The organism is Micromonospora sp. DT43, from assembly GCF_049841645.1.
In the GTDB taxonomy this organism is placed as follows: Bacteria; Actinomycetota; Actinomycetes; order Mycobacteriales; family Micromonosporaceae; genus Micromonospora.
This window is the reverse complement of the sequence record NZ_JBNCKR010000002.1, coordinates 741475-759008: the sequence shown is the minus strand read 5'-3', so window position 1 is coordinate 759008 and position 17534 is coordinate 741475. Positions and strand designations below refer to the sequence as shown.

20 protein-coding genes, 1 tRNA gene and 2 pseudogenes are annotated in these 17534 nt (G+C 70.3%); 12 read left to right on the top strand and 11 right to left on the bottom strand.

What is annotated here, in order from left to right; all coding sequences use genetic code 11:
• Together ACLQ26_RS07565 and ACLQ26_RS07560 are read right to left on the bottom strand one after the other, a co-directional pair.
• Window positions 1–1650 (bottom strand): tetratricopeptide repeat protein, encoded by a 1650-nt coding sequence (locus ACLQ26_RS07565; protein ID WP_425743731.1) that lies wholly within the window; start codon window positions 1648–1650, stop codon window positions 1–3.
• 57 nt (window positions 1651–1707) lie between these two features.
• Window positions 1708–2169 carry a MarR family winged helix-turn-helix transcriptional regulator gene (locus tag ACLQ26_RS07560; RefSeq protein WP_363682937.1) on the bottom strand — a complete coding sequence of 154 codons (462 nt, stop codon included), beginning with the start codon at window positions 2167–2169 and terminating at the stop codon, window positions 1708–1710.
• Window positions 2170–2218: 49 nt separating this feature from the next.
• On the opposite strand from ACLQ26_RS07560, the gene ACLQ26_RS07555 reads away from it, so the two are divergent.
• Together ACLQ26_RS07555 and ACLQ26_RS07550 are read left to right on the top strand one after the other, a co-directional pair.
• Window positions 2219–2740: a VOC family protein gene (locus tag ACLQ26_RS07555; protein WP_425743730.1), complete on the top strand. Its 522-nt coding sequence runs from the start codon at window positions 2219–2221 to the stop codon at window positions 2738–2740.
• A gap of 25 nt (window positions 2741–2765) precedes the next feature.
• Complete coding sequence (locus ACLQ26_RS07550; RefSeq protein ID WP_425743729.1) at window positions 2766–3665, top strand: hypothetical protein; 900 nt, start codon at window positions 2766–2768, stop codon at window positions 3663–3665.
• 170 nt (window positions 3666–3835) lie between these two features.
• Here the strand turns inward: ACLQ26_RS07550 and ACLQ26_RS07545 are convergent, their stop codons facing one another.
• Window positions 3836–4015: a DUF4236 domain-containing protein gene (locus ACLQ26_RS07545; protein ID WP_007457220.1), complete on the bottom strand. Its 180-nt coding sequence runs from the start codon at window positions 4013–4015 to the stop codon at window positions 3836–3838.
• A gap of 461 nt (window positions 4016–4476) precedes the next feature.
• Between ACLQ26_RS07545 and ACLQ26_RS07540 the strand changes: the two genes are divergently transcribed.
• Genes ACLQ26_RS07540 through ACLQ26_RS07530 form a run of 3 tightly spaced genes read left to right on the top strand, consistent with a single transcriptional unit; the run spans window position 4477 to window position 5764 of the window.
• Complete coding sequence (locus tag ACLQ26_RS07540; protein ID WP_425743728.1) at window positions 4477–4599, top strand: hypothetical protein; 123 nt, start codon at window positions 4477–4479, stop codon at window positions 4597–4599.
• A complete protein-coding gene (locus ACLQ26_RS07535) occupies window positions 4596–5156 on the top strand; it encodes a flavin reductase family protein (protein WP_425743727.1) in 561 nt (186 codons plus the stop codon). Before ACLQ26_RS07540 ends, ACLQ26_RS07535 begins: the two co-directional genes overlap by 4 nt.
• A complete protein-coding gene (locus tag ACLQ26_RS07530; protein WP_425743726.1) occupies window positions 5153–5764 on the top strand; it encodes a malonic semialdehyde reductase in 612 nt (203 codons plus the stop codon). The genes ACLQ26_RS07535 and ACLQ26_RS07530 overlap by 4 nt, the downstream gene beginning before the upstream one ends.
• A 6-nt stretch (window positions 5765–5770) precedes the next feature.
• Here ACLQ26_RS07530 and ACLQ26_RS07525 read toward each other — a convergent pair whose 3' ends face one another.
• Both ACLQ26_RS07525 and ACLQ26_RS07520 read right to left on the bottom strand, forming a co-directional pair.
• Window positions 5771–6226 carry an RrF2 family transcriptional regulator gene (locus ACLQ26_RS07525; RefSeq protein WP_425743725.1) on the bottom strand — a complete coding sequence of 152 codons (456 nt, stop codon included), beginning with the start codon at window positions 6224–6226 and terminating at the stop codon, window positions 5771–5773.
• Between the two features lie 7 nt (window positions 6227–6233).
• On the bottom strand, window positions 6234–7226 hold the full coding sequence (locus ACLQ26_RS07520) for a helix-turn-helix transcriptional regulator (RefSeq protein WP_425743724.1): 993 nt from the start codon (window positions 7224–7226) through the stop codon (window positions 6234–6236).
• Window positions 7227–7412: 186 nt separating this feature from the next.
• Between ACLQ26_RS07520 and ACLQ26_RS07515 the strand changes: the two genes are divergently transcribed.
• The gene (locus tag ACLQ26_RS07515; RefSeq protein ID WP_425743723.1) at window positions 7413–8189 is read left to right on the top strand and encodes an SDR family oxidoreductase; all 777 of its coding nucleotides are present in this window, start codon (window positions 7413–7415) and stop codon (window positions 8187–8189) included.
• A gap of 143 nt (window positions 8190–8332) precedes the next feature.
• On the opposite strand, the gene ACLQ26_RS07510 is transcribed toward ACLQ26_RS07515, so the two are convergent.
• A complete protein-coding gene (locus tag ACLQ26_RS07510) occupies window positions 8333–8764 on the bottom strand; it encodes an SsgA family sporulation/cell division regulator (protein WP_007457244.1) in 432 nt (143 codons plus the stop codon).
• Between the two features lie 273 nt (window positions 8765–9037).
• On the opposite strand from ACLQ26_RS07510, the gene ACLQ26_RS07505 reads away from it, so the two are divergent.
• Window positions 9038–9616, top strand: a complete 579-nt coding sequence (locus ACLQ26_RS07505; RefSeq protein WP_425743722.1) for a TIGR02611 family protein — start codon at window positions 9038–9040, stop codon at window positions 9614–9616.
• 50 nt (window positions 9617–9666) lie between these two features.
• Window positions 9667–9738, top strand: a tRNA-Val gene (locus tag ACLQ26_RS07500).
• A 228-nt stretch (window positions 9739–9966) separates the two neighbouring features.
• Here the strand turns inward: ACLQ26_RS07500 and ACLQ26_RS07495 are convergent.
• Window positions 9967–10168, bottom strand: a pseudogene (locus ACLQ26_RS07495) (IS5/IS1182 family transposase); the annotation flags it as partial.
• A gap of 62 nt (window positions 10169–10230) precedes the next feature.
• Window positions 10231–11154 (bottom strand): SDR family NAD(P)-dependent oxidoreductase, encoded by a 924-nt coding sequence (locus ACLQ26_RS07490; protein WP_425743721.1) that lies wholly within the window; start codon window positions 11152–11154, stop codon window positions 10231–10233.
• A gap of 128 nt (window positions 11155–11282) precedes the next feature.
• Here ACLQ26_RS07490 and ACLQ26_RS07485 point away from each other — a divergent pair, with 128 nt between their 5' ends.
• A complete protein-coding gene (locus ACLQ26_RS07485; protein ID WP_425743720.1) occupies window positions 11283–11930 on the top strand; it encodes a TetR/AcrR family transcriptional regulator in 648 nt (215 codons plus the stop codon).
• 80 nt (window positions 11931–12010) lie between these two features.
• The gene (locus tag ACLQ26_RS07480) at window positions 12011–12943 is read left to right on the top strand and encodes a hypothetical protein (protein WP_425743719.1); all 933 of its coding nucleotides are present in this window, start codon (window positions 12011–12013) and stop codon (window positions 12941–12943) included.
• 173 nt (window positions 12944–13116) lie between these two features.
• On the opposite strand, the pseudogene ACLQ26_RS07475 reads toward ACLQ26_RS07480, so the two are convergent.
• Window positions 13117–13272: pseudogene (locus tag ACLQ26_RS07475) on the bottom strand (IS21-like element ISAau2 family helper ATPase IstB); the annotation flags it as partial.
• Window positions 13273–13645: 373 nt separating this feature from the next.
• Between ACLQ26_RS07475 and ACLQ26_RS07470 the strand changes: the two are divergent.
• Window positions 13646–14197: a hypothetical protein gene (locus ACLQ26_RS07470; RefSeq protein WP_425743718.1), complete on the top strand. Its 552-nt coding sequence runs from the start codon at window positions 13646–13648 to the stop codon at window positions 14195–14197.
• An 843-nt stretch (window positions 14198–15040) separates the two neighbouring features.
• Here ACLQ26_RS07470 and ACLQ26_RS07465 read toward each other — a convergent pair.
• A complete protein-coding gene (locus ACLQ26_RS07465) occupies window positions 15041–15475 on the bottom strand; it encodes a hypothetical protein (RefSeq protein WP_425743717.1) in 435 nt (144 codons plus the stop codon).
• A 427-nt stretch (window positions 15476–15902) separates the two neighbouring features.
• Between ACLQ26_RS07465 and ACLQ26_RS07460 the strand changes: the two genes are divergently transcribed.
• Window positions 15903–16310 carry a nitroreductase family deazaflavin-dependent oxidoreductase gene (locus ACLQ26_RS07460; RefSeq protein ID WP_425743716.1) on the top strand — a complete coding sequence of 136 codons (408 nt, stop codon included), beginning with the start codon at window positions 15903–15905 and terminating at the stop codon, window positions 16308–16310.
• A 226-nt stretch (window positions 16311–16536) separates the two neighbouring features.
• On the opposite strand, the gene ACLQ26_RS07455 is transcribed toward ACLQ26_RS07460, so the two are convergent.
• Window positions 16537–17427 (bottom strand): class I SAM-dependent methyltransferase, encoded by an 891-nt coding sequence (locus ACLQ26_RS07455; protein ID WP_425743715.1) that lies wholly within the window; start codon window positions 17425–17427, stop codon window positions 16537–16539.
• Window positions 17428–17534: the final 107 nt, after the last annotated feature.

Sequence of the window (17534 nt, the reverse complement as noted above, 5' to 3'; positions counted from 1 at the left end):
TCAGCGGCGGCGGGTGCAGACCTGGTTGGCGCTTGCGACGGTGTCGGTGGACCAGACGACGGCCACGGTGAAGCAGTAGTCGTTGGCGCGGTTCAGCGCGTAGACGATGTAACTGTCGGTGCCCGCGGGCAGCGTGGCGATTGCCGTCTTCTCCTGCCCGGCCCGGCCGGCCGAGACCACGACAGGCCCCTCGCCGCCGGCCGGGTACGTCCAGCGCAGAGCGATGTTGTCCCGGTTGTCGCGCAGGCTCACCGCGCCGGGCGGGGTGCCGGGTGCGGCCACGGGCGGTGCCGTGCCATCCGGACCGGTGCCACCGCTGGTGGCCGGCGCGCCCGTGCCGGTCGGGCCGGCGCTGGGGGAGCCGTTGGTCGGCCCCGGCAACGGGTCGTCCCCGTCGCCGACCCGCGCCACCCCGGCGATCACCGCCGCCGTGCCCAGCAGCACCACGACCACGCCGGCCACCAGCACCGGCACCAGCCGGTTGCGCGGCGGTGTCGGCGCGCGGTGCACGGGCACCGGCAACAGCCGGGACGGCGTGTACGGCTCCAGTGGCGCGTACGGCGGGGCCTGTTGATCCGGCTGGCCCGACGCGCCGGGGCGGTGCAGCCGGTAGACGCCGTACGCCTCTTCGCTGCCGGTGAACCCGGCCACCGATGGGGGCACCGGCCCGACGGTGGGGTGCGGGGCCGGCTCGTCGTATGGCGGGTCCGGCGGCCAGTGGAAGCCCGACGACCCGTCCGGCTCGTCGGCCGGGACCCGGGGGCTCGGCACCCCGCCGACCCCGTGCGAGGCCCATGACTCGTCGTCGCGGTAGGCCGGAGCGGGCACCTCCTCCTCGACCTGGCGCGGCGGGGGCGCGGGTGGGTAGTAGGCGGACTCGACCGGCCGGTCGCTGTGCGGCGCGGTACGCGCGGCCGGCACCACCGGGGCGTCCCGGTCGGCTGGCGCGTCGTCCGCGCAGACGTGGTCCGGGTTGGCCGCCGCCCGGGCGAGAGCCGCCACCTGCAGAGCCAGTGGGTCGTCGGCGGCCAGGTGTTGCCGGCACAACTCGCGGGCCAGCGCCAGGTTGTCGTGCGCCTCGGCGAACTGCCCACAGTCGCGTTGCATGGCGCCGAGCCGGGCCAGCATCTTGATGCCGCTCGGGTGACCGTCGCCGTACACCTCGCGGTGCAGCTCCCAGGCGTCCTGAAGGCGGTCGCGGGCCACCGTGCACTGGCCGCGGGCGTACTCGACGGTGGCGAGGTCGGCGTGCGCGGCCAGCACCCGCAGCGACTCGGGGCCGTCCTGCGCGGTCAGCTCGATGATGACTTCCTGGTAGAGCCGGGCGGCCCGGGAGTGGCTGCCCACCCGGTGCAGCACGGCGGCCAGGGTGGCCGCCGCGGCAACCGTGCGGGGGTCGGAGCGGCCGTGCAACCGGGTGGTGGCCGCGTACGCGAAGGCGGCCCAGCCTCGGGCGGAGTGCGGCTCGCCGAGGGCGACGAGCACCCGCGCCTGGAGGCTGGCCGCCTCGGCCAGCTCGGGTGTGGCGTTGGCCGGGCTGGGGTCGGCGTCGGTGAGCGCGTCGGAGAGCAGCCGTTGCGCACCTGCCACGTCGCCAGTGGACACGAGGTGGTGCGCCTGGTCAGTCAACTCGTCGAAGCCGGAGGACACGCCCCATCGTGCTCATCCGACGACGGTAAGTACAAGACCCGCGCCGGTGCCGATCGGTCAGGATCTGGTCAGGTGCTCGGCCAACGTCTCGCTGATCCGGCGCAACTGGTCGACCTGGGCCGGGCTCAACGCGTCGAACAGGTGTCGTCGTACCCCCTCGACGTGGCCGGGGGCCGCGGCCGCGAGGATCGCGAAACCCTCGTCGGTGAGCACCGCGATCTGCCCGCGCCGGTCGGTGGGGCAGTCCTCGCGGCGCACCCAGCCGGCCGCCTCGAGGCGGGCCACCGCGTGCGAGAGCCGGCTGCGCGACGACCCCGCGGCCTCGGCGAGGTCGCTCATCCGTAGTTGCCGACCCGGGGCCTCGGAGAGCCGCACCAGGATCTCGTAGTAGGCGTGCGGCATGCCGGCATCGCGTTGCAGGTCACGGTCGAGCGTGTCCATCAGCGCCCGGGAGGCGGCGAGGAACGCCCGCCAGGTGCGCTGCTCGTCGGGGTTCAACCAGCGGGTCATGACGGCCATCATACCCGCAATGGTTGAACGCTCAACTAAATGGCGTTAGACTCGGGTCATGGGTATCCACCGGCTCAACCACGCGGTCCTCTACGTCAGTGACCTCGCCCGCAGCGTCGCCTTCTACCGCGACGTGCTGGGCTTCCGCCCGGTGGCGATGACCCCGGACGGTTTCCGGGGCGCCACCTTCCTCCAGGCCCCCGACTCCACCAACGACCACGACCTCGGCCTGTTCGAGATCGGCGCGGCCGCCGGGCGATCCACCGCCGGCCGGGCCACCGTCGGGCTCTACCACCTGGCGTGGGAGGTCGACACCCTCGACGAGCTGGCCGCCACCGCCGAGCGGCTCGCCGCCGCCGGGGCGCTGGCCGGCACGTCCGACCACGGCACCACCAAGAGCCTCTACGGGCAGGACCCGGACGGTCTGGAGTTCGAGGTGGTCTGGCTGGTCCCGGCCGACCGGCTGGACGACGGCGCGCTGGCCGCCCGCAAGCGCATCGGCCGGCTCGACCTGGCCGCCGAGCGGCAGCGCTACGGCGGGCAGACCCGCGGTGGCGTGGGGATCTCCGTCCCGGCGTGAGCCGGCCATAGGGTAGAACGGACCGATGCCGACCAACCGGACCACCGACTTTCTCCGTGAGCTGCTGGTCCGCCAGGTGGCGACCTGGCTGCCCGCCGCCCTGCACCGCTCGCGGCGGGCAACCGTCGCGTTGGCCTGGGCCGGTGCCGACGGCGGCGGAGCGGAGGCGGTGCTGCGGGTGGTCGCCGGCCACGCCGCCCAGGTGCGCGGCCGCCAGGTGACGGTGCTGGTGCTTGCCGACGACGCCGCCGACCTGCCGGTCCGGCTCGGGCCGATCGAGGCGGAGTTGCCGGCCGAGGTGACCGTGCACCTGCTGCCCGGCGGTCCGGACCGGCTGCCGGTCGCGGTGAAGGCCGCCGGCGCGGCCGGGTCGCCGCTGTTCTGCTTCCTGGACCTGCCCGGTGAGGTGCCCCCGCCGCTGCTCGGTGCCGCCACCAACGGCCGCACCGGCGAGGTGCTGCTGCACGCCGGCAGCACCGCCCGCGCGGCCCTCGTCGCCGCCGGGTTTCCGCTGGTCGCCGAGGTGGCATTGGTGCTGGCGGCCGACGCGACAGCTGACGCCGCCGGCGTCGTCGCGTTCGGCAGCCGCTCGGATCGGAGCCTGGAGGCGGTCCGTGAGGCGCTGTGGACGGTCGGGGCGGAACTCGGTGTGCGTTACCGGGACCCCGCCGATCCGGCGGCCCCGCCGGTGGACGTGGCGGGGGAGCCGGCGCTGGAGCCGCTGGCCCGCCAGTTGCTGGCCGAGCTGCGCCGGGGCGGGCCACGGCCGGTCACCGAGCTGCGCCGGCACACCCTCACCGCGACCGTCTACCGCGCCGCCGACGCCAACCAGGCGCTCGCCGACCTGGTCAACACGGGCGACGTCCGCCGCGAACGCGACACCGGTCGGCTCGCCGGCGACGAACTCATCACCCCCACGCCCTGAGCGGCCCGGTCCCTCCGCGATCGTGCGCCCATGCCTCGGCGCAAGGGGTCTTCCACGCGCAACGTCGACCGAGAGCGCGATCGACGAGGCCAGGACGGTGCGGGGTTGGCGGCGCAGACGCCGAGCGGGGTGCCGGTGAATCACCGGCACCCCGCTCGACTCCCGGGACGCTACGACCGGGACTTGTCCTGCTTCCAGGACAGCGGACCCGGCAGGTCGACACGGTGTGCCCGGGCCTTCGAGTTCCAGGACCAGCGCCCGATCTTGATGCTCCACGAGGAGAAGCCGTTCTCGGTGAAGTTCAGGATCAGCGGACCGATCTTCTTGCGCTTGCGAAACATGAGGCCCATCGGAGGACTCCCCTCGTCACCGTTCCCTGCCGTGTCGAGATCGAACATTCCCGGACGGGCGAATTCCGAAACCCTCTCGGCGTCCCCGGTGGACGGTAGCGAGACACGGCTGGGCAACTCCTATCCACCAGATAGGTCTTGCGCGGCGGTAAACACTGCTCGGGGCAGTTCCCAACATCGGCACCGATGGAAGTCCCACCTTCTGGAAGGCCGTTGACCTGTCGATCCCACCAGCGGCAGCATGGGGTCATGTCGCAGCGGGATGACCTCCTCCTCATCGCTTGCGTGCACGTCGACCTCGTCCGGCACGCGAGCGCGCTCTGTTGAGCTGAGCGGTTCTCCCGGCTCGGTTCCGTCGCCGCACCCTCACCGCTCGCCCGCTCACCGCGGAGCGGCGTGCCTCCGGGCACCCCACCCGGGTGCCCTGCACACCCATCGTGCGACAGATCAGGAGACTCCTCATGTCCCCACCCCGACGTGGCCCTCTGCGTACCCTCGCGATGACCCTGCCCACCGGCACGGCCGCCAGCGGCCTGCCCCGACCGGCCAGCTCGTACGCCGCGCCGCCCCTGGCGTCGGCATGACCACCGTGGAGCGTCCGGCCACGGACGCCGCCGAGCTGCGACCGGTGGACCGGAACCTGTTCCGTGCGGTACTGCTGCGACAGGGCACGAGCGTCACAGTCGTCACGGCGGTGGCCCGGGCCACCGATCCGGCCCGCCTGGGCGGGATCGGCGCGCCGATCCGGGCCGGGTTCACCGCCACCTCGTTTACCTCGGTCTCGGTGGAGCCGCCGCTCGTCTCTTTCCGCCTCGACGTGGCGTCGTCGAGCTGGCCGGTGCTGGCCCGCGCCGAGCACGTCGCGATCCACCTGCTGGCCGCGGCGCAGCGGGAAGCCGCGACGGTCTTCGCCACCGGTGGCATCGACCGGTTCGCCGCCTACCCCGACTGGACACCCGGCCCGTTCGGGGTGCCGCTGCTGACCGGGGTGCTGTCCCGGCTGCTCTGCCGGGTGGTGCACCGCGTCCCGGCCGGGGACCAGACGCTGGTGATCGCCGAACCGCTCGCCCTGAGCGACGGCGGCGACGGCCGACCGCTGGTACGCCACCAGGGCGGCTACGCCACGGCGGTGCCGGCATGACCGCGCCCGCCGCGGCCGACCTGTTCGCGTTGGACCGGGCCGCCCAGGACCTGCTGTTCCGGGCGGCCCGCACGGCCAACACGTTCACCGACGAGCCGGTCACCGATGCCCAGGTCGCGGCGATCCACGACCTCATCCGGTACGGGCCGACGGCGTACAACGGGCAGCCGCTGCGGGTGCTGTTGCTGCGCTCGCCGCAGGCGCGGGCCCGGCTGCTGCCGCACGTGTCGTCGAGCAACCGGGCGAAGACGGCAAGCGCCCCGCTGGTGGCGGTGCTCGCCGCCGACGTGGACTTCCACGAGCGGCTGCCCGAGCTGTACCCGCACCGCCCGCAGGCCCGCGACTGGCTCGCCGACCGGGCGGCCCGCGCCGAGCAGGCCCGCTTCAACGCGACCCTGCAGATCGGCTACCTGCTGGTGGGCGTACGCGCCGCGGGGCTGGCCGCCGGACCGATGGCCGGGTTCGACGCCGCAGGGGTGACCCGGGAGTTCTTTCCCGACGGACGGCACGAGGCACTGCTGCTGATGAACGTGGGCCACCCTGGCCCGGACGCCTGGCGCGATCGGCTGCCCCGCCTGCCCACTGCCGACGTCATCCACACCCTGTGACAGGGGTCAGCGGGGCTCCCACGCGTCGGGCAGTGCGGTGAGCCTGCGGACGTGCGCGGGCAGCCGCCCGCTGACGATCTCGGCGAGGCTCACCTCGTCGACCACCCGCCGGACGGCGGCGCGTACCGCGACCCAGAGGCCAGGCAGGTTCTCCGCCGCCCCCTCGTAACGGGTCTCCTCCGGGCGCAGGCCACGTACCCCCGCGAGGGGGCCTTCCACCGCGCGCAGCACCGCGCCGACGGTCACCTCGCGGGGCGGACGGGCGAGGGTGTAGCCCCCCTCGGCACCGCGCTGGGCGCGCACGATGCCGGCCCGGCGCAGATCGGCCAGGACCGCCTCCAGGAACTTGCGGGGCATGTCCTGCTCGGCGGCGATGGCCTGGGTGGACAACAGCGAGGGGTACGCGGCCGCGAGGCTCAGCGCCGCCCGTACCGCGTAGTCGCCGCGCGCGGAGATCTGCACCTCGTCATCATGCCCGCCCGGTGCCGCCGCCCGACCCACCGGGCATCCCCGACCGCGTGGCGTGACCGCCGTTGGCCGGGTCGGCCGAAGTGCCGGAGCGGAACCGCCCAGCGTTGGCACCCGTCGGCTCGACCGCCGGTCGGGGTCGGACGACCCGGCCGGCGGGCGGCTGATCGCGGGCAGCGCGGAACGCGCCGGGGCTGACCCCGATCTCGCGTGTGAAGAAGCGACCGAAGTTGGTCGGCTCGGAGAAGCCGAGCTCACGGCCGATCTGCGCGATCGGGTGGTCGCTCGCGGCGAGCAGCCGGGCGGCCTGCAACGCGACCCGCTCGTCGATGACCTGTTTGGCGCTGCGACCGGTCTCGGCCAGGCAGGCTCTGGTCAGGGTCCGCACCGAGCAGCCGAGCGCGGCGGCGTAGTCCTCGACCCGTCGGGTCACCTGGTAGCGGTGCTCGACCTCCCGGCAGAACCGCTGGAACGTCTCGACCTCCGGCCGGTGCCCGGACCCCGCTGCACCGGGCAGCGCCAGTCGCAGCAGGAGCACGGCGAGCTGGTGGCGCAGCAGCGCACGACCGGCGGGGCCGGCGCTGTGCCGCTGGCAGTCCACAGCCAACTGGCTCACCTCGTTGATCACCGCGTCCTCGTCCTCACCGGCCAACTGCCGCCACGTCTGCGGTGCGTCCGGGTCGACGGCCAGGCCGTCCAGCGCCCCGGCGGTCCAGCCGACCACAGTCGCGTCGAACTGCGGGCCGGCGCAGCGCAGCACCTGACCGGCGCGAACCCGCAGCAGCGTCCCGGGTCGGCAGGGCAGCATGTGGAAATCCAGTTCGGCGTCGCCGTGACCCCGGGTGGTGAGGATCAACAGCTCCCGCTCGACGAGCACCGGACGCCGCCAGCCGGGGTCACCGGCCAGGTCGGCCAGCGCGAAGGTGGAAATCTCGTCGGGTACGGGTGACGCCGTTCCGATCGATGGCGCGGGGGAGGGATCGGTGGAGACCATCGTCTGCGACGGTAGCCCGAACCGCAGGTCACCGCATCCCGATCTCCGTGGCGGCGTCGAGGCTTGTCGCGATCCCCGCGGCCGGGCTACGTTACCCGGCGGTAGCGCTGTGCGGTCCGTGGCCCGCGTGGCGTCCGCCGTCCGCCCGACCGCCCGGCGGACCCGCCGACACGCGATGGGATGGGCATGACGCAGCTGTTCTCGGTCGAAGGCAAGACGGTCCTGGTCACCGGCGGATCGCGGGGGATCGGGCTGATGATCGCCCAGGGCTTCGTCCGGGCCGGCGCCCGCGTGATCATCTCGTCCCGCAAGGCGGACGTCTGCGCGACGGTCGCCGAGGAACTCTCCGCCGAGGGCCACTGCGAGGCGATCCCCGCCGACCTGGGCACCGACGCGGGCGCCGAGACGCTTGCCGCCGCCGTCCGCGAGCGCGTCGATCGTCTGGACGTTCTGGTCAACAACGCGGGCGCCACCTGGGGCTCACCGTTGGAGGACTACCCGGAGGCCGCGTTCGACAAGCTCTGGGCGGTAAACGTCAAGGCCGTCTTCCGGCTCACCACCGCGCTGCTGCCGGCGCTGCGCGCCGCCGCCAGCGCCGACGACCCGGCCCGCGTGATCAACATCGGGTCCATCGACGGCATCCGGGTGCCGTCCATGGAGGTGTACGCCTACTCGGCCACCAAGGCCGCCGTGCACATGCTCACCCGCGGCCTCGCCCACCAACTGGCCGGCGAGCAGATCACCGTCAACGCGATCGCGCCCGGCCCGTTCGAGAGCAAGATGATGGCGTTCGCCCTGAACGATCCGGCGAGCCGGACCGCGATCGAGCAGCAGGTGCCGCTGGGCCGCATCGGGCGCCCGGAGGACATGGCCGGCACCGCCATCTACCTCTCCTCACGGGCCGGCGCGTACCTCACCGGCGCGGTCATCCCCGTCGACGGCGGTATCACCACGCACGGCTGATCTGGGTCGGTCGGCCCCGGCTGGGCGGCGCCTCCGGCCGACCCGGGTCGGGCTGCCCGCGTACCCCCGGGTATGCCGGAGCCGCGCGGACTCGGCAGATCCGCGCGGCCCCGTCTGGCCGGTTTTGCCCGTTCGGGCGGTGCTCAGCGACCGGCGAGCAGCCGGTTCACCGCCGTGTCGACGTCCAGGTGCTCGGCCTCACGGCCGCGCGGGACGACGACGTACGTCCGTCGAAGGAAACGCACCAGGACGCTGCGCGGCACCTCGAAGAGGGCGTTGCCGTCCGGTGACGAGAGGGCCAGCGCGACGAAGTCACCGCGCGGTGTGGCCCAGGGCCAGACCCGCACATCGCCGATGCCGGCCGGTTCGTCCAGGCCGGTGACCAGAAGTTCGCGAGCGAACGACCAGCTCACCGCCTCGCCCCCTGCCGATTCGGCATGGAACAGGACATGGACCGCATACGGGTCAGCAGGGTCGTAACGCAGACTGGCACGCACCGGCAAGGCGGTGGCGTCAGGTGCGACGAGCCTTAGCGACGTCTCGACCTCTACGGTCGTCGGTCGGATGACACTCATGGACGTTCTCCCCCCGGCACCGCTGCGGAACGCGCGTGTCCCGCTTTTCCCATACTCAGGTGCTACTCCTGGCTACGCTCCGCCATACGCTGACTTCACCCAGTGGTGGGAAGGGGGACGGAAAGGCCGCGTGAATGTGAGCATTCAGGTAGGATTTCCGGTTCTGCCCAGTGCGTGATTCCGCCCGGCGTCGGGTGGCTCAGTCGTCGACTTACTCCGGTAACGTCCAGTCGGCCGTTGCAGTGACGGGCCCGAGCGACACTGGGGGGTGAAATGGTCACGAACCGATCCTCAGTGGATCCGGTGGCCGCGCCCGGTCCGCCGAAAGTCGCGGTCCGAGCAGCCGAAAAGCGGGGGTACGACGTGCCGATGGAGCAACCCGAGCGACCCGGACGGTCGACGCCCGACGCCGGCCGCCCCGGCGGGGTCACCGTCGTCGGAGAGCCGCCCCGGCGCCCACGCTGGCGGGACCGCGTCTCCACGACCCTCGACCTGATCCGCGCCAACCCCACCGGCCGGATCGCCCTGAAGATCTTCATCGCCATCGCTGGCGCGCTTGTGGTCACCATCGGCATCGCCCTCATCCCGCTGCCCGGGCCGGGCTGGCTGCTCGTCATCGCCGGCCTCGGGATCTGGGCCGTCGAATACCACTGGGCCCGCCGGCTGCTCGGCTTCACCCGTCGACACGTGCACGGCTGGACGCAGTGGGTGACGCGACAGTCGCTGCCGCTGCGCTTCGTGCTCGGTGCCGTCGGCCTGGTCTTCGTGGGCGTGGTGGTCTGGCTCTCCCTCAAGCTCAGCTTCGGCGTCGACGTGGTGGCCGAGGCGATGCGGTATCTCGCGACGCACTGACCCCGGATTTCCGGTCCGGTTCCACGATCGGGTAGAGTCAGGGGCGCTGAGGGCGATTAGCTCAGTGGGAGAGCGCTTCGTTCACACCGAAGAGGTCGCTGGTTCGATACCAGCATCGCCCACTCTCAGTTTGTGCAGGTCGGAAGCCCGTTACCGGAGTCATCGGTAACGGGCTTTGCGGTATGTGCGGCTTACGTTGGGAGCAGATTGGGAGCAGCGCGGCTGGTGCTCGGTTCGGACCAGCATCGACTCGCCCGGTTGAGTGACCTGATTTGCGGTCCCGAGTGAGGCCTGCTGGCTAAGCGATGTCTCGTAACTCGATGCAGGCGTTGCTCGCCACCGGTTTCCGGTCAGCTGAACAGAGCGATGTCGTGCAGGTGGGCGATACCGGTTGCGGTGAGGGCCAAGGTCCGGGCGGCGCGACGGTAGTCGCGTAGGGATCTTGTAGGTCTTGAGCCGGGCCAGGGCATGTTCGACACGGGCCCGGACTTTGCGATGCCTGGCGTTGTGGTCCTGCTTCCACTCGGGTAACTCGCTGCCGTCACGGGGCTGCGATACTGCTGACGCAATCGGTGAGCGTGCAGAACGCATCCATTGACCGTCTGGGGTGTCTCTCAGGATGCGACTGAGGAGCGCAGGTCTTCTACGGCCTCCCAAAGCTGTCGTTCACGTTCAGGGTCGTAGGACTCCTTGGACGAGCGCTCCACTCGTGTGCGATCGATGTAGGAACCGGAAGGTGCCGGGACGCGTCCGAGCGCGACGTCGGCGAGGCGCTGGCCGGCGACTCTCTGGCTCGACGCCATCGGGGTCAGCGTCATCAGTGGCATGATCCGCCGCCCCACGAACCGGACAGCTGCGCCTGCATCGCGGCTCAGGCCGGTACCGGGCACGAATCCAGGGTTGTAGCCGACAATGTCGACGCCCTGCGGCAGGCGTCGTGCGTACTCGTGGATGAGGTAAATCGCGGCGAGCTTGCTGGTGGAGTAAGCCGTCCCTCCCGCCGTGACAGAGTCGGCCTCCGGGAACGCGCGGATGCGGGCCAGGCCGGCCGGATCCTGCCAGGACGGCGCGGGCATCATTCCCGCGTTGTGGCGGAAGTCGCCGAAGTGCGCGTCGCTGACGGTGAGGACGATCCGTGACGGCACCTCGAATCGATCCTGCAGAAGGCGGAGAAGGACGTGATTGGCGAGCACGTTGACGGCGAATGTCGCCTCGAATCCGTCCGGGCTCTCTGTGACGTTGTTCGTGTAAAGCAGGCCGGCGTTGCCGATGAATCCGCGCAGCGGCGGCAGATCTCCTGTATCGAGCCGTCGGATCAGCTCGTCAGCTGCTGCGCGGACGCTGCCCATCGACAACAGGTCCGTCGGGATCGATGTCACGGCGCGCCCGTTGTGGCGGAGCTGGGAGGCGAGCTCGTTTCCCGTGGCGCCACGGGCCAGGAGCACGAGGTGCGCCTCAGGGTCGCCGTCAAGGACGCGCTCGACGGCGACGCGGCCGAACCCGCGAGTCGCGCCGGTCATGACGATGGTGTGGGCCACAGGGTTCTCCCTTTGTTGAAGACTCATGCCCGCCTCTAACTATATGGCGTAAATTTACGCTGTATATCGAAGGTAACGCCTCGTTGCTTGATCGTCAACCGCACCCTTTACGAGATATAGTGAGCCTCATGTCACCCCGACCCCCGGCCGCCGAGCGACTCGATCACGACGAGCTCCTGTCCACAGCCCTCGCCATCGCGGACGCGGACGGGCTCGACGCCGTCACGCTGCGCCGGGTCGCTGCGAGCTGGAACGTCACTCCCATGGCGCTGTACTGGCACTTCAAGAGCAAGGACGCCCTCCTCGACGCGCTGGTCGAGCGGATCCTCGGCGAAATGGAGCTGACCGCCGACAGCGAGCCCGACCTGCCTACGGTGATGGCGGCCCTGCTGCGTGTCCTGCGCGCGCACCCCGCCCTCGCCGAGATCGCACCCCTCCGCTTCATGCGCACGGACGCCGGCATCGATCTGGCCGAGCGGGTCATCGGACTGCTGCGCGCCGAGGGGCACTCGCCGGTGGCCGCAGCGCAGCTGAGCATCTTCCTGCTCAACGCGTTGATCGGGTTGGTGATCCGCCAGCCGGGTGAAACCGCCGTCGCCGACCCGGCCCGGCGGGAGTCCCTGCTCAACGCCAAGCGCGCGCGGCTGAAGTCACTCTCCCCGCAGGACTACCCCCACCTGACCGAAACCGCCGACTTCTTCCTCGGACTTCCCGACGAGCAGGAGTACTACCAGCGAGGCCTGACCATGCTCCTCGACGGGGTACGACTCACCTGAACAGGCCAGCACGGGAATCGAGTTACGAGACATCCCTTAGTACGGGACGGCTGAGCATTCAGAATGAGGGGTGGTAGGACGTGACGGGCCTCATCGGTGACCGCGTCGACGTTCCGGCCCTGCGGATCGAGACGCTCCATGCTTTGGCATGTGGGGCCGTCTCGGTCGCGGCCGTGTTGGCTGTCGGGCTGTGGACGGTCGACCAGGACTGGACGATGTCAATAGGTCCAGTGTTCATCTCCCTCGCCGCGTCACTCTGCGCCGCAGGTGTCATCGCGGCGTTGTCACCGGTGCTACGGACGTTGGTGGTGCGACGACGGGGACTTGGAGTCCATCTGACGCATGTCCTGGTGCCGATCCTGCTGGTAGTCCTGATTCCGGTTGGGGTGGCCATCGGCGGGTCGGTGCGCGACCGGTGGGAAACCACCGGCTACTGGGCTGTGTTTGCGTTGTGTGTGCACCTCGCGTTGGCGTTGGCGACTCGTCGGCGGCTGCCGGGCGTGGCCCGAGTGGGCGCCGTGCTCGCTGTGGTGGCCATGTTCGTCGCCGTCGTCGGCATCGAGCGCGTCAGTCAACTGCGGTGGCGAGTCGACGATTTTCGCGGTCTCGGCGTGCCGCTGGTCGTTCCGGAGATCCCCGGCTTCGAACTGACGGACGCGTATCCCGGCCAGCCGGGCCATCCGGACCTCTTTCTCGAGCTCTCCGATCGACCAGCCAGGCCCTACGGCCGTACGGTCACCGTACTCGTCCAGAGGACGGCGGGCGCCGGCTACCCGACCTCCGGAAGGGTGTCCTGCTGGGGGCGCGCGGACGACCGACTCGTGTCCAGCGACGTGGGCCTGGTCTATTGCCTGGCGGAGAAGGGGTTTCAGATGCACATACGACCCGATCCGCAAATGCCGAGCCTCGCGCCGCTGGCACCGCAGGTGACCCTTCGACGGGTAGAGGCACAGCAACTTGCTGAACTGCCCGGAACCGACTGGCAGCACTCAGTTGGTTGGACGACCGACTGAGAATGTCAACGCCGGCTGAACCTTGGCCCCTCTGTTCCGGCCGGATGTCGACCCCCTCGCTGGTTGTTGATGTTCAGTCGTTGGTCTTGTTGGCCGCGGGGTCGCGGCCGAGGTCGCGGTCCTTGAACCGGTAGCTGCCGCCTCGCGGGCGGCGACTTCGCGTTGCAGGCAGGTTGCAGGCAGGCAGCGAGGAATTCCTCATGCGTCCACGACTCGGCCCGGGCCCGCTCTGTCAGGCGTTCGACGGAGGCGGCCAGGGACGGCGCCTTCAGGGCGCGGCTGAGGAACGCGATCTCCGAGGCGACGTTGCGGTTGGCCTTGGTAGCCATCACGCAGCCACCTCAGCGTCCAGGCCGAACAGGCGGTCGTAGTCGCTCAGCGGCCGGCGATCGACCTGGGCGTCGACGGCGGTCGTCGGCTTGTGTTGGGCGGCGACGCGCAGCTCCGCGGCGGCTTGCCGGTGGGCGAGGTCGGTGGGCCTGATCGTCGCCGCCGGTTGCGCCGGTAAGCAGCCTGTTTGGTGTGCCGGGGGTTGGGCCGGCGGTTCGGGCCCCTTCGGCCGTTGAACCGAGCCGTCCGGGCCGAACCGCAGACGTCCACACCTGACCAGCCACAACCGCAGTCACCAACCCGACAGTTGGTAGCCCGGCGAACAAGATCCAACCAACATCAACGAGCCAGCAACCACGTGGGGAGCACGCCTTGACCGACCCGTACCACACTCAGCAGCCGCAGCATTCCAACCAGCAGGAGGGCACCGGCTACCCGCCGCAGCAGTACCAGCCCGGCCAGGTCGGCGCCCACGATCCCGGGTTCGGCTATCCCGGGCAGGCCGTGCCGCCGCAGCCGGCCACGTCGAGCCGTAAGCCGCTCATCGTCGCCGCGCTCGCTCTCGCTGCGGTTCTCGTGCTCGGCGTCGGCGGCTACGCCGTCTACGACGGCCTCATCCGCGAGGACTCGGGGATCGCCGCCTGCAAGGCGATGGCCGACGGCAAGCAGATGGACGGCAAACCGAAGTCGGCGGATGACGACAAGTTCACGGAGGCCGAGTACCGGGAAGCGCGGAAGATTTTCGAGGATTCGCGGAAGCCGAAGATCCGGGAGCACGGGACGGCGCTGATCGACATTCTGTGGCAAGCGCAGGGTATGGAGGACGGTGGGGGTGCGTTGGCGCTGATCGGGCCGATGGGGACGCACGTGTCGGGATTGCAGACGGCGTGCGCTGACGAGGGGTACATCGTGAAGCTCGACTAGCTGATTTCGTGGTGGCCGGTCGTCTCGTCTCGACGGTGGGGGCGGCCGGCTTTTTCGTGTCGTCGACCAGACCGGCATTGATACGGGAGTCGGGCACCGTCACCGACCTCGTCGACGACTTGACCCGGGAGTACCGCACCGGCCGCCGTAAGGGTGAGGCCAACATCCTGGCCATGCTGGACGAGATCGAGCAGCCGTCCGCGCCGCCCGCCCACGGTCGTTCGGGTACTGCCCAGCAACGGTGTCCAGGACACGGCGAGCGCCGCCGAGCAGAGTCTCAGCAAGTACCTCAACTGCAACGCTACGACGCTCGCCGAGGTGCGATGGGAGCCCGAGGAGTGCGTCACCGCCCCGCCGGTCGGCCCTGACAGCCGCCACCGACGGTGAGGACCGGCTGCCGTACCTCAGCTCCACCCAACCGGGAGGGACTCTTCTCGCCCTCGGCCTGGAGATCTTCCTCGCCCTGGTACCCACCGCACTGCTGCTGGCCCTGTTGGCAGGGGTGGGACGGGCCGTCGGCACCGGACCAGCTTTCGGACGCTGACCGTGCTGCCTGATCACGGCGGTCGCGGTTCTGCCGTACCTGTTCGTGGGCTGGCTCGTCTATCTGGTGATCGAGATCCTCGGACAGCTCCTGGTCGTTGCCGCCGCGCTCCGGCACGCGGACGCGCTGCGGCCGTCACCGCCCTCCTCGGAGTAGTCGCCGATGGCCGGGTGGGATCCGTTGCCTCGTGGCGGCGCAGCAGCAGATGGGAGGCTGCGGGTTGCGCGCGGTAATCAGCTAGCCACAACGGGCCGCCGGACTGCCGGCGGCCCGTTGTGTTTCAGGATCGGTGCGCGGGGTCAGCCTTCCCAGGTGACGGGGGCGGTATAGCAGCGCTGCCAGCCGGACGAGGTCGATCCGTTGTAGTACAGGTCTACGCAGACTCGCCCCTGGGCGCCGTCGGCGCTGGTGTATCCCGCCCAGTTGTCCCACCACAACGCGATTGCCGTCCCGGCCTTGTTCAGGGCGCCTTCGCAGGTGAAGGTGTTGCGAGGGCCTTCCCACGTCGAGGTCGAGTTCCAGTACCGCAGGATCAGCCAGCCTGTGATCTTGCAGCCGGTGGCGGACGTCGCGTTGGCGCCGAACATGACGTTCGTTCTGAGGGAGACGTGGTCGTCGTAGAGAGAGACTTTCGTGGCGAGGCTGATCGCGGTCGGCCCGTTTACTGTGCCGCCGGCCAGGTACGTGTCCTCACGAGACTGGGCGAGCGCCGGGGCGTTCTGGGTCAGGATCACTGACCCAGCGACGAGGACGGCAACGGCGGTCCTGGCAAACCACTTTTTAAGCATACGAAGGCCTCTCCGGGTGACGGATCGGGCGGGTGATATTGATCAACCTACCTACTCGGGCTCCCGACGATCGGTACACAAGGGAGGACAGTGAGTGAAATCCTGGTAGCCGATGAGTACCGGGAATGGGGCGGCGCTGATCGCTCGCTCGCCGAGTAGCCATCGGCGCACCGGTCGACGAGCGATCAGCAACAGCCGCTCCCACCAGGTGTGGGTGTGCACCCGGCGCCGACGGCCGATGAGCCTGGCCGCGACCCCGAGCGCTGTGCATTGCCGCCGCCGGGCTCGTTGGTGCGAGTCCGCGGTGTCACGCCCCGGCCATGACTGTCAGAATCGTCGATAAGAAGCCGGTTCGCGGAGGCGAGGAGAAGGCATGAGTGACTGGAACGACAAGATCATCGATGAGTTTCGCGCCAACGGCGGCCAGGTCGGCGGCCAGTTCGCCGGCGCGCCGCTGCTGCTGTTGCACACGGTCGGCGCCAAGAGCGGCGAGCCTCGCGTGCACCCGATGATGTACCAGAAGGTGGACGGCGGCTACGCCGTGTTCGCGTCCAAGGGCGGCGCGCCCACCAACCCTGACTGGTACCACAACCTGCTGGCTCACCCGCATACCCACGCGGAGATCGGTACGGACAAGGTCGAGTTGGTCGCCCGAGTTGCCACCGGGACCGAGCGGGAACGGATCTGGAGTGCGCAGAAGGCCGCGTATCCAGGCTTCGCCGACTACGAGCGGAAGACCAACCGCCAGATCCCAGTCGTGGTACTGGAACCTGCGCCGTAGGCAGAGGCCGCACGGGCCACGCCGCTGATCCGGCGCAGTGTTCGTTGGGGACGCTCTTCAACCGATCGGTTCATCTGAGAGCTGTTGCGCTGCGCGAGGCCACCCGGCTCCGCGAAGGCGGCAGGGCACATTCCACGCGGAAACGTCGACGGTCGGATGGTCGCCAAGCTGAACCCGCGACATGCCGCAGGTTTCGATCAGCAGACCTGGAGCGAACACCGCTCCGCTACACGGCGTTGTTGCTGTGCGGACGCCGTGCGCGAAGGAACGCGGTGGCCATCGTGCGCCGCGTCGGCGTGCCGGCTGCGGCCAGGGCGGTCATGTACGTGTCGAGGCGCTCGCGTTCGTCGTCGGTCAGGGCGGCCGCGGTCGCTTCGCCGTACGTGGGGACCAAGGGGTTGGGCGCCACGCGCTTGAGTGTCTCCCAGTCCTCGATGGGGTCGGCGGGCACGTCGACCTGGGCGCGGTAGTCCAGTTCCACCGCCTCGAAGCCGGCGGTCACCGCCCAGTCGACGATGTCACGCTCGTCGAAGTCCATCATCGGTCGCATGGTTTCCTCGGTGGTGCCCCGGTAGACATCGCGTACCTTGGCGACCAGGTCGTGCACGGGCGCAGTGCCCACGCCGAACAGATCGTCGGGCCGAAGCCGCATCGCAAAGCTGTTGATGGGCTCGAACAGGGAAATCCGTCCGCCCGGCCGCAGGACCCGGAAGAACTCCGCGAAGGCGGCGGCCTTGCGATCGGAGTAGATGAGCACCGACCGAGTGGTCACGACGTCGACAGAGGCGTCGGCGATTTCGGCGAGATCATCGGCGGACGCGACGACAAAGCTGCACCGCCGGTCGTCACCGGCGGTGCGCCGGCACTCGTCGAGCACATCCAGTGAGACATCGCTGAAAATGACATGACCGTCCGGGCCGAGTCGATCCAGCGCGCCGAACCCGATCAGTCCCGTCCCGCAACCCACGTCGAGGACCACGTCGTCGGCCGCCAGGTCAGCTCCCTCAAGGACGCGGTCACGAAACGCCGCCACATCTCGGGCGTTGCGGGCGCGCAGGCTCGCGCTGTTGCCGTCCCGACGGGTCAAGAGCCACTGTGCCCACTTGTCCGGTGCCACCGGGTCACCGTAGCCCGGACGCGTTCACTGACATTCGTATACCGGCCTTGACCACGGCGCTCGGATCAGTGCGCACCGGATGCCGAATTGATGACAGGGACATCGAT